Here is a 26747-nt window from a genome sequence, read left to right as displayed (position 1 = left end):
GCAGCACGGAAACTTGGTTATCGGATGTAGATGACTGCTGGTCGCCAGCGGCAGACTTAGCGCGGCGAATTTGTCCTTACTTGCCGTCTATCGAGGTCTTCACGCTTTTCGCGAAATCGCCCGTGAGGTCGCGGCCAAGAACCTGCTGAAGAAAATCAAACGAGTCAAAAAGGGATTGGTGACTCAGAACGAGCCCATCTTGCAGCGTATAAAAGTCCGCGATCGCGAATTGCAAAATACGTTGATCGCTGCTCTTTGTGAGCTTCGCTTGAATAAGTGTCGCCGCCCGATCGCCATCCACCACGATGGATTGCAAAGAGTAACGCCGCACTGAATAGCGCTCCTGTTGAATGCGTATCGCTTGCGCGACCCACGCTTTGCCTTCCTTGAGGCCAAGATGCGGGAAGATGTCCACGGGCGCGTGGATGATGGATGTGAAGCCATCGTGGCAACATGCTTCAAGGCGAGGTGCATCGCCTGCATAAAAAGCATCGAGGAAATCGAGTACGCATTGCCTAGACTGTTGTTCAGTCATTCAGGGTCTCCACAGCGGGGCGGTTCCTAAAGGGGAACCCCGCGTGGATCAAGCCGGACGTCGTGCAAAGGTTACCGGAGTCCTTCGGCGATCAAACACTTGTTTGACCTGGCATATGAAAATCGTTTCACATAGCGGCACGACGTTAGGGATAGACGATGCTCCAGTCAGTTACCTGAGGTCGTGCGCGACGCATCACTGAATTCGATGACAGGATGATGAGATTGCCGGTGATCGCCGCAAATTTCGGAGGCAGTGGACTGGCGATGCCGGGCTCGAAGTGAATCACGAGCTTGCAGCCCCCGGGGACATCAGCAAGCTTTCCCTTCAGGCCCGAAACGCCGCCGCTGCCGATGCCGCCAAAGCCCTTGATGCTGAATGAACCGCCATTGATCTTTTCGAGGTCTTTGACCGGTAAACCGTTGCGAATGCGGCTTGGCCCAAGCCACGTCGAAGGTGTGCTGATCACGATTTTGGTCGGCTTCGTGCGCGTCTTGATGTCGTCCCAATAGATCACAACCCGCTTGGTCGGGTCGTCATCAAAAATCACGGTCGCTTTTTGTTTGATGCCTTCTGCGCCTTCAACGACGTCCTTGAAGGTGACATTGCGCTCGCCGAATTCGCTGATCAGCCTTGTGTGGCTTGTATCTTTGGCGAACGGACCGGCGCAGGCGAGCACCGAAGCCGGTGGCGCATCCCGGAGATTGTTGAGCGACGTATCCTGCGCGGGTTTGCTTTTCGCGACCGCCTGTGCGCCGTCTTGTTTCTTTCCGAAGAGTTGTGCGTGCGCATCATATGACGACAGCGCAAACAGCGCGGTCAGGATCAACATCCGCAGTTGCATTGCAAAAATCCCTAAATCAAAAGCACCGTTATTTCTCTTTAGAAGAAATGTGCGAGCTCGCCAAGCTGAGAGCGGATTGGATCGACGCGAATCAAGCCTTATGAAAATTTCCGTGACCAACGGTGACAGTCCTTCACAGGGCACTGGTGTGTCCCGTATCGTTCTGGACAAGGAGGACAGATATCAACGCGCCTCCATTGGGAGGATAAACGTGAAACGTATTGCACATCTCGCTGCGGCTGGTTTTATGATGTCTTTGGCGCCCGCAGTTGCTCATACTTCGTCGCAGCCAGCACACCAATCGTTCAACGAAGGCGATCTCAAGCTGGAGAGCGGCGAGGCGATCAAGGACTTTTCGATGTCCTATGTCACACATGGCACTTTGAACGCAGCGAAAACCAATGCGATCCTGATGGTCACCGCGATTTCCGGCAACCATCATCGGCTTGATTTCATGATCGGTCCGGGGAAGGCACTCGATACGGATAAGTACTTCATTATCTGTACAGACGCGATCGCGAACGGATTCACCACTTCGCCGAGCAATTCGAAGCAACAGCCGCGGATGCAGTTTCCGAAGTTCACCATCCGCGACATGGTGGAATCGCAATATCGGCTGATGAAGGAGAAATTTGGGATTGATCACGTCGTTGCTGTTGTCGGTCCCTCGATGGGCGGCATGCAGACGCTGCAGTGGGGTGTGAGCCATCCCGACTACATGGACTCGCTCGTTGCGATGGTGCCGCTGGCAAAGACCCCGGCCTGGACCGTTGCGGTGCTGGAGGCCACCCGCAAGGCGATTATGACCGATCCGGCCTGGAAGGACGGCAACTATGATGCACCTCCGGAGAACGGCGTCCGCCTGTGGCGCGATATCCTTCAACTGCTAGCGGCGCGCACGCCGGATATGTACAGCGCGCAATTCAAGACCGGCACGGATGTGCTGCCATGGATGGAGCAGCAGGAAACCTCACTGCTGAAAGCATTCGATGCCGATGACTGGATTTATCAGACATGGGCTTACGAACGGCACGATGTCGGTACCACGCCAGGTTTCAATGGTGACACCGCCAAGGCGCTCGCGTCGATCAAGGCGAAAACACTCATCCTGACCGGTACCAAAGACCTGCTCAATCCGGAATTTGAGCCGATCGAAATGGGCAAGAACATTCCGAACGTCACAATGAGGACGATCAGCCCCGGCACGGTGACCGGCCATGCGTCGGCGGGCGGCGCTATTCCGGCCGATGTCGATTTCCTCAATCGAGAAATTGGTGCATTTCTCGGGGGTTCAGCAGGCAACGGCAAGAACCCCGATTAAGGTCAGCGCTCGTTAGTAGACCTTTATACCGGGCGCGACGATGTCGCGTCCGGAGCAGTGGCTATCGTCATCCCTGCAGGGAAGACGATAGCCTGAAGTATTATCTTTTCTTCCAGCCGCCCCGCTTGCCCGGCGCGCCGCCGGTGGAGCGGCCCGAATGTTCCTGACCGCCTTCGCGCATCGACTTCGGTTGAAAGATACGGCTCTCTGTCCCTGGGCCCATTTCATCGAGCGTCGGTTTGCGCGGCTTGGCGCGGCCGGAGCGCTCCGGCTTCACCTCGTGCCAGCTTGCGATGCCCATCTCGTCGAGATCGGGTTTGTGCACGCGCGACTTGCTTTGCTCAGGTGGCAGGTTGGCAGCGTTGCCATACTTCTTCTTGCCGGCGTATGAGCCGGCCTTGCCGGCCACGACCCGTTGCTTTGCGGTTGGGTCGTCCACCACGGCCATTTCGGTCGCGCGCAGGCGCTTGACTTCATCGCGCAGCCGGGCGGCTTCTTCGAAGTTGAGGTCGGCAGCCGCCTCCCGCATGCGCGTCTCAAGATCGGCGAGCACCGCCTCGAAATTGTGGCCAATGGAAATGACATCGTCGGCCATGCCGCCGTCGCCAACTTCCACCAGCACGTGATCACGCTCGTAGACGCTGTTGAGAATATCGCCGATGGATTTCTTCACGCTTTCCGGAGTGATGCCATGGGCCTCATTGTAGGCGACCTGCTTTTCACGGCGGCGATCTGTTTCCGCGATGGCGCGTTCCATCGAGCCGGTCATCTGATCAGCATAGAGAATGACCTTGCCGTCGACATTACGCGCGGCGCGGCCGATGGTCTGGATCAGAGATGTTTCACTGCGCAGAAAGCCTTCTTTGTCGGCGTCGAGAATCGCAACCAGAGCGCACTCCGGAATATCGAGACCTTCGCGTAGCAGGTTGATGCCGACCAATGCGTCGAAAGCGCCGAGACGCAGATCGCGGATGATCTCGATACGCTCGATCGTGTCGATATCGCTGTGCATGTAGCGGACGCGGATGCCCTGCTCATGCAGGTATTCCGTGAGATCTTCCGCCATGCGCTTGGTCAGCACGGTGATCAGCGAGCGATACCCTTTGCGTGCGGTTTCACGCACCTCGCCGACGAGGTCGTCTACCTGCGTACGTGCGGGGCGGATATTGACTGGCGGATCGATCAGGCCGGTCGGTCGAATGACCTGTTCGACGAACACGCCGCCACTCTCGTTCAATTCCCATCCGCCGGGGGTCGCCGAGACGGCAACCGATTGCGGACGCATCATGTCCCATTCCTCGAACCGCAATGGACGGTTGTCCATGCAGGAGGGCAGGCGAAAGCCGTATTCGGCCAGCGTCGCCTTGCGGCGGAAGTCGCCGCGGAACATGCCGCCGATTTGCGGCACAGTCACGTGGCTTTCGTCGGCGAAAACCAGCGCGTTGTCGGGCACATATTCGAACAGGGTCGGAGGCGGCTCGCCCGGTTTGCGGCCGGTAAGGTAGCGCGAATAGTTCTCGATGCCGGCGCAGCTTCCTGTCGCCTCCATCATTTCCAGATCGAAGGTGGTGCGCTGTTCGAGGCGCTGGGCCTCCAGCAGACGGCCCTGCGCGTTGAGTTGATCGAGCCGCCATTTCAGCTCGCTCTTGATGCCTTTGATGGCCTGGATCAGCGTCGGACGCGGCGTCACGTAGTGCGAATTGGCGTAGACCTTGATGAATTCCAGCTCGTCCTGCTTGTGGCCAGTGAGTGGATCGAACTCCTCGATGCTCTCGATGGTGTCGCCGAACATGTTCACGCGCCAGGAGCGGTCTTCATAGTGCGCCGGGAAGATGTCGATGGTATCGCCGCGCACGCGGAAAGTGCCGCGCGTGAAATCCGCTGAAGTTCTCTTGTATTGCAGGGCAACGAGGTCGGCGATGAGCTGGCGCTGGTCGATGCGCTCGCCGCGCTTCATCGCGAACGTCATCGCAGTGTAGGTTTCGACCGAGCCGATACCATAGATGCACGATACCGATGCGACGATAATGACGTCGTCGCGTTCCAGCAACGCGCGCGTGGCCGAGTGGCGCATCCGGTCGATCTGCTCGTTGATCGAGGAGTCCTTCTCGATATACGTGTCGGTACGCGGGACGTAGGCTTCCGGCTGGTAATAGTCGTAATACGAGACGAAATACTCCACCGCGTTGTCGGGGAAGAAGTTCTTGAACTCACCGTATAGCTGCGCGGCCAGCGTCTTGTTCGGCGCGAGAATGATCGCGGGGCGCTGCGTCGCCTCGATCACTTGGGCCATGGTGTAGGTCTTGCCGGAACCGGTGACGCCGAGCAGCACCTGCGTGCGATCATTGCGCTGAATGCCTTCGACCAGTTCCTTGATCGCAGTTGGCTGATCGCCTCTCGGCTGATAGTCCGACTTGATTTCGAAACGTACACCGCCTTCGGATTTTTCCGGGCGCGGCGGGCGATGCGGCGTCCAAACCCTCAGACTGCCGTCATCCTTGCGGAATTCCGGACGGCCGTCGCGGATCAGGTTCTCCAACGCATCGGCGGTCGCCTTGACGCCGAGAGATTCCATTTTGTTCCGCGCCGGGCGAAAAGAGTCGTCGTCCTCGACGTCATAGCCGAGCTGCTTGGCCAGTTCGGGATCAAGGGTCGGAATGGTGGCGCTGGTGCCATAATTTGCCTGCGGCGCTTCGTCGAAGCCTGACTGATGGCCGGCCGGCTGTGGATAGGGCTGCAGCGGTGTCGGACGTGGGCCGGTGTCGTCGCCGACACTCTTAGGTGTCGAAGCACGGGCGCGATGAATAGCGGCCTCACCGCCGGAGCGGCGATCTTTCGAATTCGATGGCGGCGGCTGCAGGCCGGTCGATGATCCAAGCCCGCTTTCGCCACGATTGATCGCAGGATTCAACAGCTCCGCCAGTGCAGGGCCAATCGGCTGCACATCGGGGCGATGGGCTTTGGATTTCGGTGTTTTCGGGGGCTTCTTCGGGGTGCCGGGAGCTTTTGCCATGGCCGGAATATGGGGCGCGAAGCGCGTCCAGAAAAGGGCATTTTCTTCGCCGTTTGCAACGAAGTTTGCGATGAAACCGATTCGCAGCGCCGATAGGATGGAACGCAGCGCGTGCCAAGCTATCGTCCGGGTTAAAGCTCTAGGAGCAAGCACATGACATCGATGCGCACGACCCCTCTGTTGATTGCTGGTCTGATGGTTGCGGTATTCTCGTTGCGGGCGACTGCCCAGCCTCAGGAGGCCGAACCGGCCACCCGCGCCCTGAATGACACGTTTTCAAAAATTCTTCCGTTCGGAGATCGCGCGGATTTTGAGGATGCGAAGCGCGGCTTCATCGCCACCTTGCCGGATGGAGTCATTCCTGGCCCTGGCCCGCGGCCGGCGTGGAACAGCAAACAGTATGATTTTCTGAACAGCGATCAGGTGCCACCAACGGTGAATCCAAGCCTGTGGCGGCAGGCCCAGCTGAATGCCATCAACGGTCTCTTCAAGGTGACGGATCGCGTTTATCAGGTGCGCGGATTGGATATCTCCAATTTGACCATTATCGAGGGCGACAGTGGTCTCATTCTCATTGATCCACTGCTGTCCAACGAAACCGCGAAGGCTGCGCTCGATCTTTATCTGAAGAACCGCCCGGCCAAGCCCGTGGTTGCGGTGATCTATAGTCATAGCCATGTCGATCATTTCGGCGGGGCCAAGGGTGTCATCAGCGAAGACGATGCCAAGCAAGGCAAAGTGAAGGTCGTTGCACCGGATGGCTTCATGGAGCATGCGGTCGCCGAAAACGTGATTGCCGGTCCCGCGATGACGCGCCGCGCGCAATATCAGTTTGGCAATGCGCTGCCGGTTGGCGAAAAGGCGCAGATCGACACCGGGCTCGGCAAAGCGCTCTCGAGCGGCACGGTGTCGCTCATTCCGCCGAACGACCTGATCAAGCAAGCTTACGAGACCCGCAACATCGACGGCGTCGATATCGAATTCCATCTTGTGCCGGAGTCGGAAGCGCCTGCCGAGATGATCATGTACTTCCCGCAGTTCAAGTTGCTGAATACAGCGGAAGATGCCACCCACAATATGCACAATCTCTACACGCTGCGCGGCGCGCAAATCCGCGATGGCCGTCTGTGGTCGAAGTATCTTGGCGAAGCGATTGAGCGTTATGGCGACAAGACCGACGTCGTCATCGCGCAGCACCACTGGCCGGTTTGGGGCAGCGAGCGCATTGTCCCGTTCCTCACAAAGCAGCGAGATCTCTATAAGTTCATTCACGATCAAACAGTGCGGCTGCTTAATCATGGTCTGACGCCGACGGAGATCGCGGAGCAGCTGAAGCTGCCGCCGTCGCTGGCAAGCGAATGGGCGGCGCGCGGCTATTACGGGACGCTGAGTCACAATGCCAAGGCGGTCTACCAATTCTACCTCGGCTGGTACGATGCTAATCCCGCGGACCTCAATCCATTGCCGAGGGCGGAAGAGGCACGCAAGCGCGTGGAGTATATGGGCGGCGCGGATGCGGTGATCCGACGCGCGCGCGATGATTTCAATGCAGGACAATATCGCTGGGTGGCGCGGGTGATGAGCGACGTGGTGTTTGCGGATCCGGCGAACAAGGATGCGCGGGGGCTCGGCGCCGATGCGCTCGAGCAACTCGGCTATCAGAGCGAAGCAGCGACATGGCGCAACGCTTATCTGCTCGGCGCCCAGGAGCTGCGCAATGGAGTCGGAGATCTGAGACCGTCAGTCACGAGCGCGGATTTGCTGAAAGGCGTCTCTATTGACCTTGCCTTTGACTATCTCGGCGTTCGTCTCAATGCCGCCAAGGCGGAAGGCAAGCGCATCGTCATCAATTGGACCTTTACCGATCTGAACCAGATCTACGTGATGAACCTGGAAAATTCGGCGCTCACGCATACGTCCGGCAAGCTGTCGGACAAGGCGGATGCCAGCGTGACGCTGACCCGCGCCGCGCTCGACGCCATCACGCTGAAGCAAAGGACGTTCGCCGGCAGCCTTTTGACAGGCGACATTTCGGTCGGGGGCAATCCACTCAAGCTGCGCGAGTTGTTCGGCATGCTCGATGAGTTCTCGCCGAATTTCGAGATTGTCGAGCCGAAGAAGGCCAGTGTGGAATAGCAATTCTTTGAACTCGGGCCAGCTGCCATGCGACAAAGCCGCAGGAGGGGCGTGCCATGAACAACTGTGTCGCAAGAATGAGCATGAATGGATCGTGTCTGATGGACAGGCAGTCGCGCGTCACGCAGAGTCTGGACGTCTGGCGCTGCGCAGTTCGGTTTGGTCGGGGCGTTTGGCGTGGTTTGGCGGCAACTGCTCTCGTCGCCATGACTATCGTTCCTACACACGCCGCGGATTGGATCGAGTCATCTTATAACCCTGCGGTTGGTAGCCGCTGGACTATCGAAATGGTTGATAGAGCGGCGGAGACAAAGCCGGATGGTGGCGCGTTGAATACGATATTCAACGGACGCGCCGAAATGACCATCGATGAAAAGACCACTGAGGGCTTTCGCATCTCCTACGTTGCTCGGCAGATTTCGGTCGAGGGGAATTCGCCGAATGTCCCGGTGCTGCGCGCTTACTGCAAGATGCTCGAGAATATTTTGATCCGGGCAACGCTCGATGCGACGGGCAAGCCTGTTCGGATTGACAATTTCGACGCGGTAAAGACCGAAATGCACAAAGAGATGGAGCGTTTGCAGAGGTCTGGTGAGAATAGTCCGCGGCAGCTTCTTGCACTCAGCATGATCATGTCGGATCTGGTCTCCATGGACCCTGAGCGTGCCGCGCCATCATTCCTGACGGAATTGGTGACATTGGCCAAATCGCAGAACACAGGCATGAAGGTAGGCGAAGTGCGGCGCAGCACGGATCCGGCTGACAATCCGCTCGGAACCACACTTCGGTCAGAGACCGCATTCTCACTCAGCGAAATCGATGTGGAGAAGCGGACGGCGACTTATCACGAGGTCCGAGCTTTCGATGAAGGATCGGTGAAGGATTTCATTTACGCACACAGTAGGGCAGTCCTGGCGAAATCGGAAGACAAAGTCACTCCCGACCGGATAGAGCGCCTGGTAAAGGCGACGTCGATGTCACTCGATGGTAAAGGCCTTTTTATCGTGGAGAATGGCATGACGCGCGACGTCGAAGAAATGGTTATGACCACGGCGAGTGCTGACGGAAAGGTTTCCAGCAAAGTTAAATCCAAGACGATCAAGATAACTCTTGCCCCATGAATTTGGAGCGTCACCACGAACGTTTGTCTTTATTCCTTTAGATGCGGCTCGATCATCTGGGCGATTTTTTCCGCTGGTGTGCCGGGCGGGAAAAAGCCGAGATATTTTCCGTCGCGATCGACCAGATATATGAACGCGGAGTGGTCGACAGTGTAGTCCGATTTGGTCGGATCGAAATTGACCCGGTTGTAATACACCCGATACGCTTCAGCCGCCTGCGCGATAGCGGAGGTGCTTCCCGTCAAACCGATCAGACGCGGATGAAACAGTGGGACGTATTGCGCCAGATGCTCCACTGTGTCCCGCTCGGGATCGAGTGTAATGAACAGCGGCTGCACGCTCCTGGCTTTTGCGCCCAGCTGATCCATTGCAAGGCCGATGGCTTGAAGATCCGTCGGGCAGACGTCGGGACAGTAAGTGAAGCCGAAATAGATCAGCAAAAGCTTGCCGCGGAAATCGGCATTTGTGCGCGGTTGTCCAGTCTGATCGGTCAGCGCGAACGGGCCCCCAATCGGCTCCCTGTTCCACATCACCGCGTCCATGAGTTCGGCAGCAGACCGTGGTGAGGTCTGCGCCGACGATGGCGTGATGAGGCAACAGCAAAGCAGTGCCGCGGCTGCGAGGACCTTTCGCATAGTCACGCGCTGAAGATCAGCCGGCTGCCGGTCGACGTATTGATGACGCTATCCGGCATTTGCGCCCGCGCCTCGAGCAGGAAGTTCAACCCGCTGCAGTGCATCGGGATAACCACGTCGGGTTCGAGTTTCTTGACCTCTGCGACGATCTGCTTGAGGTAATCAGCCGGTGCGGGGCCGAGATGGAAACCGCCGACGATGGCGTGCACTTTTTGAACACCGGACACTTCTTGTGCCTGCCGGACTGAGTTGACGATGCCGACGTGGCCGCAGGAACTGATGACGACAAGCCCCTTGCCGCGGATATTGAAACAGGTGGCATGCTCGTGCACATGCTCATCTGGCACGATTCTGCCCTGCAGCTCCGCCGCGGTGTAGTGGCTGTAATCGCAGGCAGGACCGTCCTTACCCGGCGTGTAGTCGACGAATGTATTGGGCAGTATCTTCTCGATACTATTGCGCTTGATCTTACCCGTGGTGAAGGCGTGTCCTTCGATGACGGTCGGCGTTTCGCAAAGCACGGTCTGCACTTTTTGTGCAGCGATGTCGCGGCGATCAAGCGTGCCGCCCTCGCCGTATTGACCCGTGGCGGTGCGGCTGACTCGGTGGCAGAAATTATCTTCGCCGCCGGCGTAGAGTCTGATGTCAGCCGGAAGTGTGCCGCGATATTTTTCGAGAAAGCCGATCAGGCCGCCATAGTGGTCGATGTGCCCGTGGCTAACGATCAATGCGTTGAGCGTTCCTGGATCGACATTGAGCAGGCCGATATTGTTGATGATCGCCGGCGATGTGTAGCCGAAATCCAGCAGAAAATTGCGCTGTTCCTGCGCTCGCTGCGATTCCAGGAATAGCGACAGCCCCCATTCGTTGTGAAGGACGTTGCGGGCGTCGGCGCTACGGGCTGGTCCCGGTCCTTCATGGACCACGCCGTTGACGGTGCTTCCGCGCAGAAACTGATCGTGCTGCTGATCGACAAGAACGCGGATGGTGAGTTTGTCGATGGTCGGCACGTCAGTCGGCGCGGCATTCGCGATCCCGACACAGGAAAAGCTGCCAAGGGCTGCGGTGCCTGCAAGAGCTGTGGAGAATTTCAGGAAATCCCGTCGTGCGAACTCCGTCATTGCGGCCTCCTCTGGTCCGGTACGCGGTGCGGAACTCTAGCGGTGGTGCAGGAGAAGTGCGGTTCATTGTTTCTCGAAACGCAATGCGATTCTTCCACCATTGGTCGAATCCGCCGAATGAATTTTGCTTGAGCGGCGCTGGCGCCATTGACTTCTAGGCGCGAAGCCGCAAAGTTCATGCAGACGCTTTTAATTCCGGAAGAGGCTTCGGCTTTCTCCGCCTTGGGTGACACGATGGTAGCACGGAAGCTTTTCGAATTGGTCGGCTCGGATCCCGAGCGTGTATTCAGTCCCTATTGTTGGCGCGCGCGCATGGCATTGGCTCACAAGGGGTTAAAGGCTGAAACGATCCCGTGGCGCTTCACGGAGAAGGCCGTGATCAAGCCGCATAGTTCCGACAAGGTGCCGGTGTTCATCGATGGCGAGACAACCGTCGCCGATTCCTGGGAGATCGCGAACTATCTCGAAGACACCTATCCGGACCGGCCGTCGCTGTTCGGTGGCGAGGGCGGCCGCGCCATGGCGCGGATGCTCAACAGCTGGGGCGACGTTATGGTCGGAAATCTCGCGTCCTTTATGGTGGCCGACGTTCACGAACGCCTGCTGCCCGATGATCAGGCATATTTCCGATCCAGTCGCGAGGCGCGTTTCGGAAAGTCGCTGGAGGATGTTGTGGCGGACCGTGATACGCGGATCGACGCGTTTCGCAAGTATCTCGATCCGCTGCGGCTTACATTGCGCAAACAATCGTTCATAGGCGGAGCCACGCCCAATTACGGCGATTACATTGTGTTCGGACAGTTCCAATGGGCGCGAGTGGTCAGCTCATTTCAGCTGCTGAAGGAAGATGATCCGGTCTATGCTTGGCGCGAGCGGCTGCTCGATGCATTCGACGGCATGGCGCGGAAATCTCCGAGCTACGCAGCATAGCGAGCAGGCTTCCGGATTTTCAATCGGCGTTTCCGCCAAGGCGGAACGCTGACATTTCGCGGAATGCGGGGTATCAGACCTCGCTATCGTGCCGCGCAGCTTCCGCACGCAGGCAATCCCGACACAGGCAATCCTCGCCGCTCACCGGCATCGGCAGCTTCGCTGTTTCATCGGCACACCAGCAGTGTCCTGACAGATCGCAGGTGAACGCAGTTCCGCAGCGCGTGCAACTGAGCGTGCGTAGCTGGATCTGGGTTTCTGACCGATTTGTCATCTAACAAGCCTGAATTGCATCGTATCCTTCACGCGCTATTCATCGACGATGGTGTCTTTGACGATACGCTACGGCATATTGGGTCGGGAGGCCGGCCAGATCAACCGCGAGAATTAGATGGCGCGTGATTCACAAGGAGCTCTCGTTGCTCTGAATCGCTTCGGCTTCGGCGCGCGAGGCGGTGCGGCCAGCGATTTTTCCAGTGCTGCATCGGATCCACGTGGTTTTGTCAGGTCGGAGCTGGACCGCCCAAATGCGGCATTGCTCGATGTTCCCGGTCTGCAATCAACGCCCGATCTGGCGCGAGAGGTTTTTGACTATCAGCAGGATGTCAAACAGCAGCGCGAGATGGCCGCAAAGGCCGCGCAACCTGCTGCCGCCATCACGGATGACAAACCGGAGCCGAAACCAGACCCTGCTCCAGGTACAATGTCCGGGGCGATGTCTCCCGATGCGATGCAGCCTAATCCTCAGCGTAAGGAGCCGAAGCCGCTCAACGTCATCCAGAAAACTTACCGCGCCGAAGCGCTCGCCCGTATTCAGCGCGCCACCATGGCAGAATGCGGGTTCGTCGAGCGGCTGGTGGCGTTCTGGTCGAATCATTTCTGCATTTCAGCCAACAAAGGCGAATTGGCGCGGATATGGGCTGGCGCTTTCGAGCGTGAGGCGATCCGCCCGCATGTGCTGGGTCGTTTTAGCGACATGTTGAAAGCGGTCGAGCAGCATCCGGCGATGCTGTTCTTTCTCGATAATCAGCAATCGATCGGTCCGCAATCTCGTGCGGGACTCAATCGCAAGCGCGGCCTCAATGAAAATCTCGCCCGCGAGATCATGGAATTGCATACGCTTGGTGTGCATGGCGGCTACACGCAAGACGATGTGACATCGCTCGCGAGGATTATCACCGGCTGGACTTTCGCCGGCCGCGAAGGGCGCCTTGGTCCTCCGGGCACATTCGCGTTTAATGCGAATGCACATGAGCCGGGACCACAAAAGCTACTCGGCAAGACTTACGAGGACGCTGGCCTGGCGCAGGGCGAAGCAGCGCTCGCCGACATCGCGCGTCAGCCATCGACGGCGCGATTCATCGCCACAAAGTTCGCCCGGCATTTTGTTGCGGATGATCCGCCGTCGACATTGGTCGCCAAGCTCGAAGGTGTTTTCAGGACATCCGACGGAGATTTGAAGGCGATGAGCCTTACATTGATCGACGCCGACGCTGCGTGGCATGCGCCGATGACCAAGATGCGGATGCCTTATGAATTCCTTGTTGCCACCGGCAGGTTGATGGGCCGCATTCCCGACGATCCGCAGCGTTATCTCGGTGGCCTCAATGTGCTCGGCCAGCCGTTGTGGACACCAGCCGGACCAAACGGTTTCGCCGACACTAATGCGGCGTGGGCCGCGCCGGAAGGGCTCAAGCTCAGGCTGGACATCGCCTCTCAGGTGGCCTCGCGTATTTCGGAGTCCGTTGATCCGCGTGAGTTACTCGATGTTACTGCGGGTGAAGCTGCCTCGTCAGAGACACGTCAGACCATTGAACGCGCGGAATCGCGCCAGCAGGCCTTCGCTCTGCTGCTGATGTCGCCGGAATTCCAGAGGAGATGACCATGCAGGACATCGATATGGATTGCTGCGAAAGCCATACGGTGCGAGGCGTCACGCGGCGCTCGTTGTTAATCGGTGCCGCTGCATTCTCGGCCTGGGCCTACCTGCCGAAATTCGCGCGAGCCAAAGATGGCCGCGATCCGCGCCTTGTGGTCGTGATTTTGCGCGGCGCTCTGGATGGACTGGCCACAGTCGCGCCGATCGGCGATCCGGATTACGCCGATCTGCATGGATCCATCGCGCTGACGCGCGATGGTCCGCATGCTGCCACGATGCTCGATTCATTCTTCGCGCTCCATCCCGCGATGCCGGAATTCGCCCGGATGTATAAGGAGAAGAAGGCCGCCGTCGTGCATGCGGTGGCGACGCCTTATCGCGAGCGGTCGCACTTCGATGGGCAGGATGTGCTCGAAAGCGGCTTCGCTGGGCCGGGAAGAGTGCAGAGCGGATGGCTGAACCGCGCGCTTGAAGCACTGCCGCGTGGTGAGCGTGTGATGAGCGGTCTGGCAGTAGGTCCGACCACACCACTGGTACTCCGTGGGGCTGCTCCAACGGTGGGGTGGGTGCCGCCGACACTGCCGCAGGCTGCAGACGATACGGCCATGCGGCTGATGAACCTTTACAGCCATCGCGATCCGGCACTGGCTGCTGCGCTGTCGCAGGGATTACAGATCGACAAGATTGCAACGGGCGACAGCGGCATGAAGCCGAAGCCCGGGATGAACGGCGTTGGCGCAATGCGATTAGCAGCCAAGGGTGCCGCAAAACTCATGGCCGCCGACGATGGACCACGCATTGCGGCATTGGCGTTCGACGGTTGGGATACCCACGCCAGGGAGGGCGGGCCTGTCGGAAGGCTGGCGCAACTGCTGTCAGGTCTCGATGGTGCGTTCGCTGAGTTTGAAAGCGGTCTCGGCGATCGCTGGCGTGACACGGTGATTGTGGTCGCCACCGAGTTTGGCCGCACCGCGCGGATCAACGGTACGGAAGGAACCGATCATGGCACCGGCACAGTCGCTTTGCTCGCGGGAGGTGCGGTGAATGGCGGCCGCATCATCGCCGACTGGCCGGGGCTGACGGCTGCAAATCTTTATGAGAACCGCGACCTCAAGCCGACGACCGATCTGCGCGGTGTCATCAAGGGCGTGCTGCGCGACCACCTCGGGATTGGGGATCGCGTGCTGGCGCAGACGGTGTTCCCGGATAGTGCAGCGGTGAAGGGGGCGTCGGGATTGATTGTCTAACTTACCATCGTCCCCACCAAAGCGGGGACGATGGTCGATGAATCGTCAGCCCTGAGTGATCGTGTCGATCTCGGCCATGTCTTCAGCGGTCAGCTTCCAGCTGATGGCCTTGGCGTTCTGCTCAACCTGCTCCGGCTGCGAGGCACCGGCAATCACGCTGGAGACTTGCGGGCGCGCCGCGAGCCACGAGAAGGCAAGCTCGATCATCGTTTTGCCGCGCGCGTTCGCGAAGTCCTGCAGCTTGTGTACGATGTCGAAGTTCTTTTCGGTCATGTAACGGTCGCGCAGATAACCGACCTTTCCAAACCGGGAATCAGCGGAGGGGGCTTCGCCGCGCTTGTATTTTCCGACAAGAAGGCTGCTGGCGAGCGGGAAGAATGGCAGCAGGCCGAGATTGTAAGCCTGCGCAGCCGGCAACAGATCTTTTTCGATGTCGCGGACGATCAGGCTGTATTCGTCCTGGCACGACACGAAGGCGTGCGTGTTGATGCCGCGCGCGGTGAACTGCGCTTCGGCGATCCGCCATGCGGGGAAGTTCGAGCAGCCGATGTAGCGCACCTTGCCCTGACGGATCAGGTCCTCGAGCGCCCGCAGTGTTTCCTCAATCGGTGTCAGCGGATCGAAATCATGCTGCTGATAAAGATCGATGTAGTCGGTCTTCAGCCGGCGCAAGCTGTCTTCAACTGCATTCATGATGTAGCGGCGCGAGGCGCCCTGCTTGGTGCCGTCGTCCGCCATTTCTTTCGAGTATTTCGTCGCCAGCACAATGTCCTTGCGTCGGTCACCGAGCACCTGTCCGAGGACGGTTTCCGATCCGCCGCGGCCGGCGTAAATATCGGCTGTGTCAAACAGGGTAATGCCGAGGTCGATGGCCTTGTGAATGATCTTGCGGGACGTTTCCAGATCGGTGCGCTGGCCGAAATTGTTGCAACCAATGCCAACAGCCGAGACACGGAGGCCGGAGCCCCCGAGGTTTCTTATTTCCATGATCTTTCCAGTCAGGTTTGTTCTAGGGCAGGGAGCGACGCAGGCGCCGCCTCTGGAATTGATACTGGCTGCGGCGCAGAGCGCAAGGCACGAGCGGTCATCCGGCGGACGGCCGTCTCCGCGTCGCGGGCGATCTTCTTGCGATCGGCGCTCATGCCGTAAGCAACCGGTTCTCCCCAGCTGACAGTGACGTCCACCGCACCTGCGGCGAGCACGTTCAGCAGATGCGGCACCAGGTCGGCGTCGCCGTACCAAGCCACTTTGTCACGCAGGGCCCGTCCGACCGGGATGCCGCCGAAATTGACATAAGCGATGGAGACGGGCTGTACGATGACGCGATCGTGATCGGAGGCATCGCCGATGGTGTGATGCACCGCGCCGATTAATGCCGAACGAAACGGCAGAATGCGGATGCCGTCGCTGGACGTGCCCTCTGGAAACAGCACAACAGCATCACCGCCCACAAGGCGGTCAGCCATGGTGCGGGTCGCTTCCCCGGTCTTATGGCGGCGGTCGCGCTCAATGAAGACAGTGCGCTGGAGCTTCGCGAGCAAGCCGAACACCGGCCAATCTGCGACCTCGGACTTTGAGACGAACACGACAGGCGCGATGGCGCTGAGGACCGTGATGTCCAGCCACGATGCATGGTTGGACAGGATCAGCAGCGGACCATTCGGTGCGCGTTCACCCACCTGCGTGATGCGCACGCCGATCAGCGCACAACCGATGCGATGAAACAGGTTAGGTACATCACGCTGCAGGCGATTGCCGAGCAGAATGCCCGCAACCTGAAACGGCAACAGAACGAGAAACAGGACGATCAGGAGAAATACGACGGGAACAGTGCGGATCATGGATGGATCATTAAACAGAGTCGCGGCGGAGCTCGCGATGATGAGAGTTATACCGAGTGGAGCGCAGGCTGAGAAAGTGGAAACCCGCTGCTCTCAGCAGCCGTTTTCAGCGTACGCACGAGAGAACTTGAAAAAAATGCGGCCCCGGCCGGTTTTGCGGCACAAAGAGGGGATGTGCGACCGGGGACCGCTTGAGCGTATGATCCGCGACGGGGGAAGCGGACCGAACGCACACGAACGCTAACCCGGGGGCATTACAGACCTGTGACATCTTTATTATGTTACTGGGGCGGCGCGTTGCGTTGGCCCAGCTTCCAAGGACCCCGTTCACTCTTGCTGCCTGCCGGACCACGGTTCAGAACTCTTGCCTGTCTGCTTTCCTGAAAGGTTATCCATGCCCACAGCCGTTTCGCCGTTCGCGCTGCCGATCCTCATGTTGCTGGCGTCAAACATCTTCATGACTTTCGCCTGGTACGGACACCTCAAGTTCAAGTCGTTCTCCCTGCCGCTCGTGATCATGGTGAGCTGGGGAATCGCGTTCTTCGAATACTGGCTCGCCGTGCCGGCCAATCGGTGGGGCAGTTCGGTTTATTCAGCCGCGCAACTGAAGACCATTCAGGAAGTCATCACGCTGCTCGTCTTCGCCGGATTTTCAGTGCTGTACCTGAAAGAACCGCTCGGGTGGAACCACGCTCTCGGCTTTGCTTTCATCGCCTTGGGGGCTTTCTTTATCTTCCATAAATGGTCATAGAGCGGTCTGGAGATACCAACGGAGAACTGAGACGATGACGACGGTGACCAATACTTCTGTAGTCGGCGATAGCGCGGACCGCCGGCGAAGAATCTGGGCCATCTTCGGCAGTTCCTCAGGCAATCTCGTCGAATGGTACGATTTCTACGCCTACGCTTTTACGGCGCTGTATTTCGCGCCGTCGTTTTTTCCGAAGGGCAATCAGACCACGCAGCTTCTGCAGACCGCGGCTGTATTCGCTATCGGCTTCCTGATGCGGCCGATCGGCGGCTATCTGTTCGGTTTCATCGCTGATAAATACGGCCGCAAGACATCGATGCTGATCTCGATATTGATGATGTGCGCCGGCTCGCTCGCCATTGCGCTACTGCCGACCTACGCGGCCATCGGGACCGCAGCGCCTGTTTTGCTGCTTCTTGCCCGCATGGTGCAGGGCTTGTCGGTCGGCGGAGAGTACGGCACCAGTGCGACGTATATGAGCGAAGTCGCGCTGCCCGGGCAGCGGGGCTTCTTCGGATCATTTCAGTATGTAACGCTGATCGGCGGTCAGTTGCTGGCCTCGCTGGTGGTTCTCATCATCCAGATGACCATCACGGATGCCGATCTGCGGGCGTGGGGCTGGCGCATTCCATTTTTCGTCGGCGCTGCCTGTGCGTTGATTGCGCTCTACCTGCGGGTATCACTGACCGAGACGTCTTCCGCCAGCACGCGTGCTCGCAAAGAAGCTGGTTCGCTCAGCGAGATCTTCAGTAAGCATTCCCGCGCGTTTCTCACCGTGCTGGGTTACACGGCCGGCGGTTCGCTGATCTTCTATACGTTCACCACTTACATGCAGAAATATCTCGTCAACACCGCGCACATGAACGACCGTACGGCGAATGTGGTGATGACGGCAGTGCTGTTCACCTACATGATCATGCAGCCGCCCTTCGGCGCGTTGGCGGACAGATGGGGCCGCAAGACATCGATGCTGCTGTTTGGCGGTCTTGCCACGTTGTGCACCGTGCCACTGATGTATGCGATCGGTGGCGTCACAAATCCTTATGCAGCCTATTTCCTGATTATCGCGGCGCTGGCGATCGTTTCGTTCTACACCTCGATCAGCGGCCTGGTGAAATCCGAGATGTTTCCGCCGGAAGTGCGCGCATTGGGCGTCGGACTGTCCTACGCGATCGCCAATGCGATCTTCGGTGGTTCTGCTGAGTATGTCGCGCTGTGGTTCAAGAGCGCCGGAGCGGAAGCCAACTTCTATTGGTACGTCACCGGACTGTGCGCGATTTCATTCATGGCCGCGATGATCATGCCGGACTCGCGGACCCATGGTTACCTGCGCGGTGACGGGACTGAGTGAGCGAATAGGCTCACGGGAGCGACGAGACGCGCGGAGCGTCTATCGTCTTCTCGATCTTAAGACGGCTTGTTGAAGGCACGATCTGGCTGGGCTGGCGCCGCGTCTGCGTCATGATCAGGAATAACGCGACCACGAGGATTGCGAGCGTTAGTGATACTGAGACAATGACGAGCGGCGCCTTCATCCTAACGTCTCCGCGCATGCGCGATCAGGCTTCGTAAAACTGGGTAGCCGCCCGAACCGTTCTGGCTCGGGCAGGTGAAGCCAGTGAAATCGCGCTGGCGAGGCTGATCCCATAGCCGGATCAAAACCCCGGGCGGTCGCGGATATCGTCGTGCGCAGGGAAATAGCGCGGCGCGTCAGCCTGCAATCGGCATGGCCGTTGCGACCTTGATCGTCAGGAGGGTAGCAGCGACGATCAGGCACAATGACAGCGAGGCCACCGCGAGTGATGCCGCGACGGCATTCGACAATTTTGACGATGCAACACGTACGGAACGAAGTCCGAAACCAAATCCTGCAATCTGCGACCGGGCCATGGTCGTAAATCCCTAATCAAAGTGGCGAATCACCACTGGTCGGAATGTGTCAGAAGCCGCTGTCAGGATTGGGGCGGAAGTTACTCGGATGTGGCAAAAATGTGACGAATAGTGGCGAGACGAGGCATTTTGCCCGGAATCCCCGCTATCCCTCCACAGATTGAGGATCACGCTTCGGCGGTCAGGTCGGTTTCGGTCCCGGGTACGGTACCTGGTGCCGGAATTTCCGCCGGTTTCCAGTTCATGGAAACGAACCGGGGCTCTGCTTCCACACGCTTCAGCCAGGCACGCACCGACGGATAGCCGCTCAGATCGAAGTCACACTGGTTGGCGACGTGGGTGTAGCCATACAGGGCGATGTCCGCGACGGTGAGGTGGCCCGCCGCGAAATAGTCGTGGAGCTTGAGGTGATTTTCCATCACCCGCAACGCCGCGTATCCGCGCTCCATCCAGTCTTCCAAGGCGTGTGTCTGCAGATCGCGCCCGCCGCGCACCAGCACCAGCCAGAAATAGGCAGCGCCGACGCTCGGCTCCAGCGCATGCTGCTCGAAGAACATCCATTGCAACGCTTCAGCGCGGTCGATGCGGTCTTCTGGTGCCAGCGATGTTCCAACGGCGACGTACCACAGGATTGCGTTGGATTCGGCCAGATAGCGGCGATCGGCGACCTCCAGCAAAGGGACCTGACCGCTGGGATTTTTCGCCAGGAATTCCGGCGTGCGGCTTTCACCGCGCAAGATGTCGACCTCGATGGCCTTGTAGGGCGCATTCAGCAATGCCAGCGCAAGGCGGACCTTGTAGCTGTTGCCGGAACGCTGCATCGAATAGAGTTTGTACATCGTGAGTTCGCTTGCCCAAGTCTGAATCTGTCAAGTCTGACAATCCCAAGCAGACAATGATGTGCGCGGCGATCCGCTGCAACCCCCGCCATCTGGAAATAGTTGAATTCGGCCGCACCGCACCAATTTTGCAGTAAAATCTACTGCTGAACACCGCGCGCGACTATCACGCCTGTGCGACCGGCTCTGCCGATAGAGACGCCTCGCTCAATGCTCGCCGCAACGTGATCAAGTAAAATGCGCTCATTGCGATAAGTCCTACTGGGACGCTCGTCATTCCAGCGACGGCTCGCGCGATCAGCGGCACAATCCAGACGGCTGCGAGCAATGTGATTTCATAGTTCCTGAAACCACGGTCGAATCCGTGCCGGACAAAAAAGGCAATTGCCACTCCAAGCGTCACGAGATCGTAGTCAAGGACGTGCGGCGAAGCCAACAACGTCGCGATCGCAAGGATTGTAGCCTTTTGCGCATCGTCGATTTTCAGGCGCCATGTCCAAGCCACGGTACAGACGACTAAGACCGAGATCGTCGTTTGCAAGGTATATGCAAGCGAAACGCTACCGCCCACGAGCCGGATTGCCGCGAAGACGCTTTGAAGCTTTTCGAATCCGACATCGCCCTGTTCCAGCAACATCGTGCGGGACATTTCGGTAGACGTGAGGAAACCGAGCCACGCGTCGACGCCAAAGAGAAATGTTGTCATGCCGACAAGCAGAACGACAGTGAGACTCGCGGACAGCACGACGCGCCATTGGGATGCCGCGAGCAGAGCAATGGGTATAACCAGCGCAAATTGCGGCTTGTAGGCAAGCAGACCAAACAAGATGCCCGACAGGACTTGATGTCTCGGCATCGCGATCAGTGCCCCGCCCAGAAGAGCGGATGTGAGAAACCCATTCTGGCCATGTCCGAGATTGACGAACACGGCGGGGAAGGCGAGCGCGATCAAAATCCAGCCATAGCCACTCATGATGTGGCGGTTGCGCTCAACGCGCACGATGGTGCCGATAACGAACAGGTAGAGCAGCAATGTACTGCCCTGCCAGACGGCGAGTGCTATGGAATATGGCAACACAGCCAGCGGCGCCGCGATAAGGAGAAAGATCGGCGGATAGAACCAAGCATAATAGGACGTCTCGGCGCCGAAAATCTGCTGTTCCCGGGCATGGTGGATGGCCATGTCATAGACGTCAGCCGCACGGCCATCGAGCACCAGCGAGCCGGCCGCGTAAAAGCTCGAGAAATCTGTTCCGATAGGCCTGCCGGAGGGATCTATCACTCCATGGGACAGCGCAATCCATGCCACACACGCAATTGTGCATAGTGCCAGCATGATCAGGCTGTAGCTGCGTAACCGCTCGATGGTCAGCCATTCGCCGGTTTTTAGCTGTGTTTTCAGCAGAGGCCAGGACAGAGCCATTCTCGCAATTCTATTTTGGAGCCTGCTCCAATCTAAAACCTCGCTTTTAAGGCTTCCTTTAGCAGGGACAGCGATTTCCAAGCTGTAAATCAAGGTTCTTGCGATGCAGCGGCGCTCCCCTTAGTGTGCGCCCCGCAATGCGAAACGACTCGCAAAATTGCACTATTTCGCCCCCCAACAGGAGACAACCATGCCGTTTCTGTCCGCTGCGCTCGACCGTGTGAAGCCGTCCGCGACCATCGCGGTCACGGATAAAGCACGGCAGCTCAAAGCCGCGGGCCGCAACGTCATTGGCCTCGGTGCCGGAGAGCCCGATTTCGACACCCCCGCCAACATCAAGCTCGCTGCTATCCATGCTATCGAGGCCGGCAAGACCAAGTACACCGCGGTGGACGGTATCCCTGAGCTGAAGGAAGCGATTATTGCCAAGTTCCAGCGGGAGAACGGGCTGGTCTACAAGCCGAACCAGATCACCGTCGGCACCGGTGGCAAGCAGGTGCTTTATAACGCCCTGATGGCGACCATTAATCCGGGCGATGAGGTCATTATCCCGGCACCATATTGGGTCAGCTATCCGGAGATGGTTGCGCTTGCCGGTGGCGAGTCGGTGCCGGTCGTCTGCACGGCCGAATTCGGTTTCAAGCTGCAGCCGGACGCACTGGAACGTGCCATTACGCCGAAGACCAAGTGGATCATTCTGAATTCGCCGTCCAACCCGACCGGAGCGGCCTACACGCGCGCCGAGTTGAAGGCCCTGACGGACGTGCTGGTCAAGCATCCGCATGTCTGGATCATGACCGACGACATGTATGAGCACCTCGTTTACGACGACTTCGATTTCACCACCCCGGCGCAGATTGAGCCCAAACTGTTCGATCGCACGCTGACCGTGAACGGTGTCTCCAAGGCCTATTGCATGACCGGCTGGCGCATTGGCTATGCCGGCGGTCCGCAGCAGCTTATCTCTGCGATGGCGACCATTCAGTCGCAGTCGACGTCGAATCCGTCTTCGATTGCGCAATGGGCGGCGGTCGAGGCGCTGAACGGGCCGCAAGAGTTCATTCCTGCCAACAACGCCGTGTTTAAGGAGCGCCGCGATCTCGTGGTGGCCATGCTGAACCAGGCCACCGGCATTGATTGCCCCCGGCCGGAAGGTGCGTTCTATGTTTACCCGTCCTGCGCGGGCACCATCGGCAAGACCGCACCGTCCGGGAAGAAGCTCACGACCGATGAAGATTTCGTGACTGAACTTCTCGAAACAGAGGGCGTTGCGGTGGTGCAAGGCTCCGCGTTCGGGCTTGGCCCAGCCTTCCGAATCTCTTACGCCACAAAGACGTCGGACCTTGAAGAGGCCTGCAAGCGCATCCAGCGGTTTTGCGGAAACCTGCGATAGGCTTCGCCGCAACACTGACTAAAAAAAGTCTCAGGTCGAGAGAAATTGAGGGAAAGCGCCATGTTTTGGACACGGCGCTTCCCTTCTGTCCGGCCCGTCCAATGAAAACACGACCCAAAACACTACCCGGAGTTTAAATCCCATGCGTCTTTCTAAAGTAGTTGGCGCCGCCGTTGCGGCGCTTATCGCGTCTTTCGCTTCCGCTCAGGCTCAGGAGGGACGCGTTCAGATCGGCGTTCTCGAGTGCCACGGCGGTCAGAACGTCGGTATGGTTGTCGCTTCCGCAACGACCCTTGAGTGCGTCTTCAACGCTAACGGCCGTCGTCCAGAGCCTTATCTTGCGCATGTGACCCGCTTCGGTGTGGACCTCGGCATCACCGCTGAAACCAGCCTCGCCTGGGCCGTGCACGCACCGACCCAGCGTGTTGGCCATGGCGACCTCGCCGGAAGCTACGGTGGCGTCGGCGGTAACGTTTCGTTCGGCGTCGGTGGCGGCGGCAACCTGCTGATCGGCGGCTCGGCGAACTCCTTCGCGCTGCAGCCTCTCAGCCTGCAGGGCCAGACCGGCGTGAACGTCACCGGCGGCGTCGTCGGCCTCAACCTCGAGCCGGTTAGCATTGCGCCTCAGCGTCATGTCCGGCATCATCGCCGCCATCATCATCACCACTAAGTGCAGTGATGGATTGAAAAAGGCCCGCGCGAGCGGGCCTTTTTTTATTGGATTCTCAAGCATGCCGAGCGGTGTTGATTGAACAATCCCGTGCGGTATGACTAGATGCCCCGTCTTTCGTTTTGCGACGGATTCAACTCTTTTAATTGCAAGTTCAGTTCGCGCCATTCAGCCGGAGGTCATCTCATGCGCCGCCTTTCATCCTTTCTGGGTCTTGCTACAGTTGTGCTCGCAGCTTCGATCGGTTCTTCTTTCGCGCAGTCGGGCCGCACACAGGTCGGTGTGCTTGAATGCCGCGGCGGTCCAAATATCGGGATGGTCGTCGGTTCAGTCACCAATCTTGGTTGCGTGTTCAGGGCTCAGGGCCGTCCGGACGATCTCTATACAGCGCAGATCACTAAGCTTGGTCTCGATCTCGGCATTACAGAGCAAACCGTATTGTCCTGGGCCGTCTTTGCACCCACCGTCCAGCTTGGCATGGGCGACTTGTCGGGCAACTACGCCGGCGTCGCGGCCAGCGCTGCGGTCGGTGTTGGTCTCGGAGCCAACGCGATGATCGGCGGTTCGCAAAATTCCTTCGCGCTTCAGCCGTTGAGCGTGCAGGGGCAGACCGGTCTCAGCGTCGCCGGAGGTGTCCAGAGCATGGAATTGCGCCCTGGCCGCATCGGGCGGTAAGTCGTCATCCGATATATTTTTGCGAGGCCCGCCGGAAACGGCGGGCCTTTTGTTTGATCATTTCAGAAACTGGAATTTTTGCCGAGTCATTCATGTTGCGGAGCGGAATGTTTCTCGCTTGCCTTCGTCGCATGGCCCTGAGACGATCCATTTGCCGACCCGCATGAGCGCATTCTGCAAAAGTGGGAACCGGTATGAGTGGAATGCGCGCAACAGTTGAAGTTAAGGCATTTCCGGCGAACCGGAATCCACTTCGCCGGAAGTAGTTCGAGGCGGGCCGAGCTCCAAACAGGAGACGGCAATGGGACAAGACCTGAGAAGTCCCCGCGGTCCCCGGTGCATCGCGCTGGTGGGCCCATTCCAAAGTGGCAAAACGACCCTTCTTGAAGCGATCCTCTCACGCACAGCGGCAATCCAAAAATCAGGCACAGTGGAACAGGGTACCACTGTCGGTGACGCATCGGCTGAAGCTCGCCGCCACCGCATGAGCACCGGCCTGACGGCCGCAACCACGACCTTCATGGGCGATAGCTACACGTTCATCGATTGTCCCGGGTCGGTGGAATTTATGCACGACATGCGCGCGGGGCTTCCCGCCGTTGATGCCGCAGTCGTCGTTTGTGAAGCCGACGAGCGCAAATTGCCGCAGCTGCAGATCGTGCTACGCGAACTTGAAGAGCTTCGCGTTCCTCGTTTCCTGTTTCTGAACAAGATCGACAAGGCGAGCAAGCGCATCCGCGAAACTCTGGCGATATTGCAGCCGGCATCCCGCACGCCGCTTGTGCTGCGCCAAATTCCGATCTGGAAGGGCGACATCATTGCGGGTTTCGTTGATCTCGCGCTGGAGCGCGCCTTCGTGTACCGCGAGCATATGCCGTCCGAGGTCATCGGGCTCGAAGGCGGCGATCTCGACCGCGAGAAGGAAGCGCGGCTGACGATGCTGGAAAAGCTTGCCGATCACGATGACCGGCTGCTCGAACAACTTCTCGAAGATATTCCTCCGCCGCGTGATGCGGTATTTGACGATTTAGCTTCTGAACTTCGCGAAGGGCAGATATGTCCGGTGCTGCTTGGCTGTGCAACACGCGAGAACGGTGTTCTGCGGCTGTTGAAGGCACTCCGTCATGAGGCGCCCGGCATCGCCGCGACGGCAAAACGTCTTGGCATATCCGATGACAAGACCGCGCTGGCCTATGTGATGAAAACCAACCACCTGCAGCATGGTGGCAAGCTGTCACTGGCACGCATTCTGCGTGGACATATCGCCGATGGCGACACGATCCAAGCCTCTGGAGGTGGTGTTTCGCGCATCTCCGGAATATCGACGCCGAATGGCGGCAGTGACGCCAAACGGTCGTCAGCAGCAGCCGGTGACACCGTCGCCCTCGGCAAGCTCGATCCCGTCAAGACAGGGGAGACCCTGACAACGGCAAAGACTGCGCCGGAGGTGCTGTTAAGCGTTGCTCCCAATCCTCCGGTGCTGGCCACGGCGGTCGCGGCAGAAGAGCGCAAGGATGATGTTAAACTAGGTCAGGCGCTAGCCAAACTGAACGAGGAAGATCCGTCTCTCAGCATCGTGCACAATCCGCTGAATCATCAGATGGTGCTGTGGGGGCAGGGCGAGATGCATCTGCGGGTGGCAGTCGAACGTCTGCAGGATCGTTTCGGTGTGACCATCAAACAGCATGCGCCTCCGGTCGGCTATCAGGAGTCGATCCGCAAGACCATCACGCAGCGTGGACGGCACAAGAAACAATCCGGCGGTCATGGCCAGTTTGGCGATGTGGTTCTGGAGGTGAAGCCTCTGCCGCGCGGCAGCGGCACGGCGTTTCACGAGAAGATCGTCGGCGGGGCGGTCCCGAAAAATTATATCGGGGCCGTCGAGGAGGGGGTCGGTGACGGCTTGACGCGTGGGCCGCTGGGATTCCCGGTCATTGATATCGACGTGACGCTGGTGGACGGCTCCTATCATAGCGTCGATTCCTCCGATCAGGCGTTTCGCACCGCTGCGCGCGTCGGAATCAGCGAAGCATTGCCGCAGTGTGCGCCGGTGCTGCTGGAGCCGATCCATATCGTTGAAGTCGTCTGTCCGTCCGATGCCACGGCGAGGATCAATTCAATTCTGTCGGGGCGGCGAGGGCAGATCCTTGGTTTTGATTCCCGGGAAGACTGGCCAGGGTGGGATGTGGTTCGGGCCATGATGCCTGAAGCCGAAATAGGTGACCTTATTGTCGAGTTGCGCTCGGCGACAGCAGGAGCGGGCAGTTTTACCCGTCAGTTCGATCATATGGCGGAGGTGATAGGCCGCGCAGCCGACCAGATCATCGCGGCTAATCGCGCTGCGGCATAAGAAGCCTTTCGAGGCATACAGAGAAACCCGCGCGAGCGGGTTTTTCTTTGTGAATCGCGAGGCCACGCTGAGCGAGGTCTTGCCTGACTATTTGGATATCGGGATTTCCCGACTCGCCCGAATTGTTCAGAAT

24 protein-coding genes are annotated in these 26747 nt (G+C 58.7%); 12 read left to right on the top strand and 12 right to left on the bottom strand.

Annotated features, from left to right (window positions below; translation table 11 throughout):
• Window positions 1–76: 76 nt before the first annotated feature.
• Both ACZ5C3_RS24870 and ACZ5C3_RS24865 read right to left on the bottom strand, forming a co-directional pair.
• Window positions 77–535, bottom strand: coding sequence for a nuclear transport factor 2 family protein (locus ACZ5C3_RS24870; RefSeq protein ID WP_464033798.1), 459 nt, complete (start codon window positions 533–535; stop codon window positions 77–79).
• 145 nt (window positions 536–680) lie between these two features.
• Window positions 681–1379, bottom strand: coding sequence for a hypothetical protein (locus ACZ5C3_RS24865; protein WP_464033797.1), 699 nt, complete (start codon window positions 1377–1379; stop codon window positions 681–683).
• Between the two features lie 211 nt (window positions 1380–1590).
• On the opposite strand from ACZ5C3_RS24865, the gene ACZ5C3_RS24860 reads away from it, so the two are divergent.
• Window positions 1591–2700, top strand: a complete 1110-nt coding sequence (locus tag ACZ5C3_RS24860) for an alpha/beta fold hydrolase (protein WP_464033796.1) — start codon at window positions 1591–1593, stop codon at window positions 2698–2700.
• A gap of 100 nt (window positions 2701–2800) precedes the next feature.
• On the opposite strand, the gene uvrB is transcribed toward ACZ5C3_RS24860, so the two are convergent.
• Window positions 2801–5713, bottom strand: coding sequence for an excinuclease ABC subunit UvrB (uvrB, locus tag ACZ5C3_RS24855; protein ID WP_464033795.1), 2913 nt, complete (start codon window positions 5711–5713; stop codon window positions 2801–2803).
• A 162-nt stretch (window positions 5714–5875) separates the two neighbouring features.
• Here uvrB and ACZ5C3_RS24850 point away from each other — a divergent pair, with 162 nt between their 5' ends.
• Window positions 5876–7849: an alkyl/aryl-sulfatase gene (locus tag ACZ5C3_RS24850; protein ID WP_464038426.1), complete on the top strand. Its 1974-nt coding sequence runs from the start codon at window positions 5876–5878 to the stop codon at window positions 7847–7849.
• 287 nt (window positions 7850–8136) lie between these two features.
• Window positions 8137–8970: a hypothetical protein gene (locus tag ACZ5C3_RS24845; protein WP_464033794.1), complete on the top strand. Its 834-nt coding sequence runs from the start codon at window positions 8137–8139 to the stop codon at window positions 8968–8970.
• A gap of 29 nt (window positions 8971–8999) precedes the next feature.
• On the opposite strand, the gene ACZ5C3_RS24840 is transcribed toward ACZ5C3_RS24845, so the two are convergent.
• Both ACZ5C3_RS24840 and ACZ5C3_RS24835 read right to left on the bottom strand, forming a co-directional pair.
• The gene (locus tag ACZ5C3_RS24840) at window positions 9000–9605 is read right to left on the bottom strand and encodes an SCO family protein (protein ID WP_464033793.1); all 606 of its coding nucleotides are present in this window, start codon (window positions 9603–9605) and stop codon (window positions 9000–9002) included.
• Window positions 9606–9607: 2 nt separating this feature from the next.
• The gene (locus ACZ5C3_RS24835; RefSeq protein ID WP_464033792.1) at window positions 9608–10726 is read right to left on the bottom strand and encodes an MBL fold metallo-hydrolase; all 1119 of its coding nucleotides are present in this window, start codon (window positions 10724–10726) and stop codon (window positions 9608–9610) included.
• Between the two features lie 234 nt (window positions 10727–10960).
• Here ACZ5C3_RS24835 and ACZ5C3_RS24830 point away from each other — a divergent pair, with 234 nt between their 5' ends.
• Window positions 10961–11656, top strand: a complete 696-nt coding sequence (locus ACZ5C3_RS24830; protein WP_464038425.1) for a glutathione S-transferase family protein — start codon at window positions 10961–10963, stop codon at window positions 11654–11656.
• Between the two features lie 73 nt (window positions 11657–11729).
• On the opposite strand, the gene ACZ5C3_RS24825 is transcribed toward ACZ5C3_RS24830, so the two are convergent.
• On the bottom strand, window positions 11730–11930 hold the full coding sequence (locus ACZ5C3_RS24825) for a cysteine-rich CWC family protein (protein ID WP_464033791.1): 201 nt from the start codon (window positions 11928–11930) through the stop codon (window positions 11730–11732).
• Window positions 11931–12047: 117 nt separating this feature from the next.
• Between ACZ5C3_RS24825 and ACZ5C3_RS24820 the strand changes: the two genes are divergently transcribed.
• Together ACZ5C3_RS24820 and ACZ5C3_RS24815 are read left to right on the top strand one after the other, a co-directional pair.
• Complete coding sequence (locus ACZ5C3_RS24820; protein ID WP_464033790.1) at window positions 12048–13538, top strand: DUF1800 domain-containing protein; 1491 nt, start codon at window positions 12048–12050, stop codon at window positions 13536–13538.
• Window positions 13539–13540: 2 nt separating this feature from the next.
• Window positions 13541–14782: a DUF1501 domain-containing protein gene (locus tag ACZ5C3_RS24815; protein ID WP_464033789.1), complete on the top strand. Its 1242-nt coding sequence runs from the start codon at window positions 13541–13543 to the stop codon at window positions 14780–14782.
• A 45-nt stretch (window positions 14783–14827) separates the two neighbouring features.
• Here ACZ5C3_RS24815 and ACZ5C3_RS24810 read toward each other — a convergent pair whose 3' ends face one another.
• Window positions 14828–15769, bottom strand: a complete 942-nt coding sequence (locus tag ACZ5C3_RS24810; RefSeq protein ID WP_464033788.1) for an aldo/keto reductase — start codon at window positions 15767–15769, stop codon at window positions 14828–14830.
• 11 nt (window positions 15770–15780) lie between these two features.
• A complete protein-coding gene (olsA, locus tag ACZ5C3_RS24805) occupies window positions 15781–16623 on the bottom strand; it encodes a lyso-ornithine lipid O-acyltransferase (protein ID WP_464033787.1) in 843 nt (280 codons plus the stop codon).
• 394 nt (window positions 16624–17017) lie between these two features.
• Between olsA and ACZ5C3_RS24800 the strand changes: the two genes are divergently transcribed.
• Together ACZ5C3_RS24800 and ACZ5C3_RS24795 are read left to right on the top strand one after the other, a co-directional pair.
• A complete protein-coding gene (locus ACZ5C3_RS24800; protein WP_464033786.1) occupies window positions 17018–17374 on the top strand; it encodes a DMT family protein in 357 nt (118 codons plus the stop codon).
• Between the two features lie 34 nt (window positions 17375–17408).
• A complete protein-coding gene (locus tag ACZ5C3_RS24795; RefSeq protein ID WP_464033785.1) occupies window positions 17409–18725 on the top strand; it encodes an MFS family transporter in 1317 nt (438 codons plus the stop codon).
• 10 nt (window positions 18726–18735) lie between these two features.
• Here the strand turns inward: ACZ5C3_RS24795 and ACZ5C3_RS24790 are convergent, their stop codons facing one another.
• The 4 genes from ACZ5C3_RS24790 to ACZ5C3_RS24775 all read right to left on the bottom strand — a co-directional run bounded on the left by ACZ5C3_RS24790 (window position 18736) and on the right by ACZ5C3_RS24775 (window position 21526).
• Window positions 18736–18909, bottom strand: coding sequence for a hypothetical protein (locus ACZ5C3_RS24790; protein WP_464033784.1), 174 nt, complete (start codon window positions 18907–18909; stop codon window positions 18736–18738).
• 175 nt (window positions 18910–19084) lie between these two features.
• Window positions 19085–19264, bottom strand: a complete 180-nt coding sequence (locus ACZ5C3_RS24785; RefSeq protein ID WP_464033783.1) for a hypothetical protein — start codon at window positions 19262–19264, stop codon at window positions 19085–19087.
• A 167-nt stretch (window positions 19265–19431) separates the two neighbouring features.
• Window positions 19432–20103 carry a glutathione S-transferase family protein gene (locus ACZ5C3_RS24780; protein WP_464033782.1) on the bottom strand — a complete coding sequence of 224 codons (672 nt, stop codon included), beginning with the start codon at window positions 20101–20103 and terminating at the stop codon, window positions 19432–19434.
• Window positions 20104–20269: 166 nt separating this feature from the next.
• Window positions 20270–21526, bottom strand: a complete 1257-nt coding sequence (locus tag ACZ5C3_RS24775) for a glycosyltransferase family 87 protein (RefSeq protein ID WP_464033781.1) — start codon at window positions 21524–21526, stop codon at window positions 20270–20272.
• Window positions 21527–21716: 190 nt separating this feature from the next.
• On the opposite strand from ACZ5C3_RS24775, the gene ACZ5C3_RS24770 reads away from it, so the two are divergent.
• The 4 genes from ACZ5C3_RS24770 to ACZ5C3_RS24755 all read left to right on the top strand — a co-directional run bounded on the left by ACZ5C3_RS24770 (window position 21717) and on the right by ACZ5C3_RS24755 (window position 26614).
• On the top strand, window positions 21717–22919 hold the full coding sequence (locus ACZ5C3_RS24770) for a pyridoxal phosphate-dependent aminotransferase (protein WP_464033780.1): 1203 nt from the start codon (window positions 21717–21719) through the stop codon (window positions 22917–22919).
• Between the two features lie 142 nt (window positions 22920–23061).
• Window positions 23062–23589, top strand: a complete 528-nt coding sequence (locus tag ACZ5C3_RS24765) for a DUF992 domain-containing protein (RefSeq protein ID WP_464033779.1) — start codon at window positions 23062–23064, stop codon at window positions 23587–23589.
• Window positions 23590–23775: 186 nt separating this feature from the next.
• Window positions 23776–24264 (top strand): DUF992 domain-containing protein, encoded by a 489-nt coding sequence (locus tag ACZ5C3_RS24760; RefSeq protein WP_464033778.1) that lies wholly within the window; start codon window positions 23776–23778, stop codon window positions 24262–24264.
• A gap of 301 nt (window positions 24265–24565) precedes the next feature.
• Window positions 24566–26614 (top strand): elongation factor G, encoded by a 2049-nt coding sequence (locus tag ACZ5C3_RS24755; RefSeq protein ID WP_464033777.1) that lies wholly within the window; start codon window positions 24566–24568, stop codon window positions 26612–26614.
• The last annotated feature ends 133 nt before the right edge of the window (window positions 26615–26747 follow it).

The organism is Afipia dichlorophenoxyacetatis (assembly GCF_055386385.1).
The sequence above is the reverse complement of the archived record's forward strand: the minus strand, read 5'-3'. Positions and strand labels throughout refer to the sequence as shown.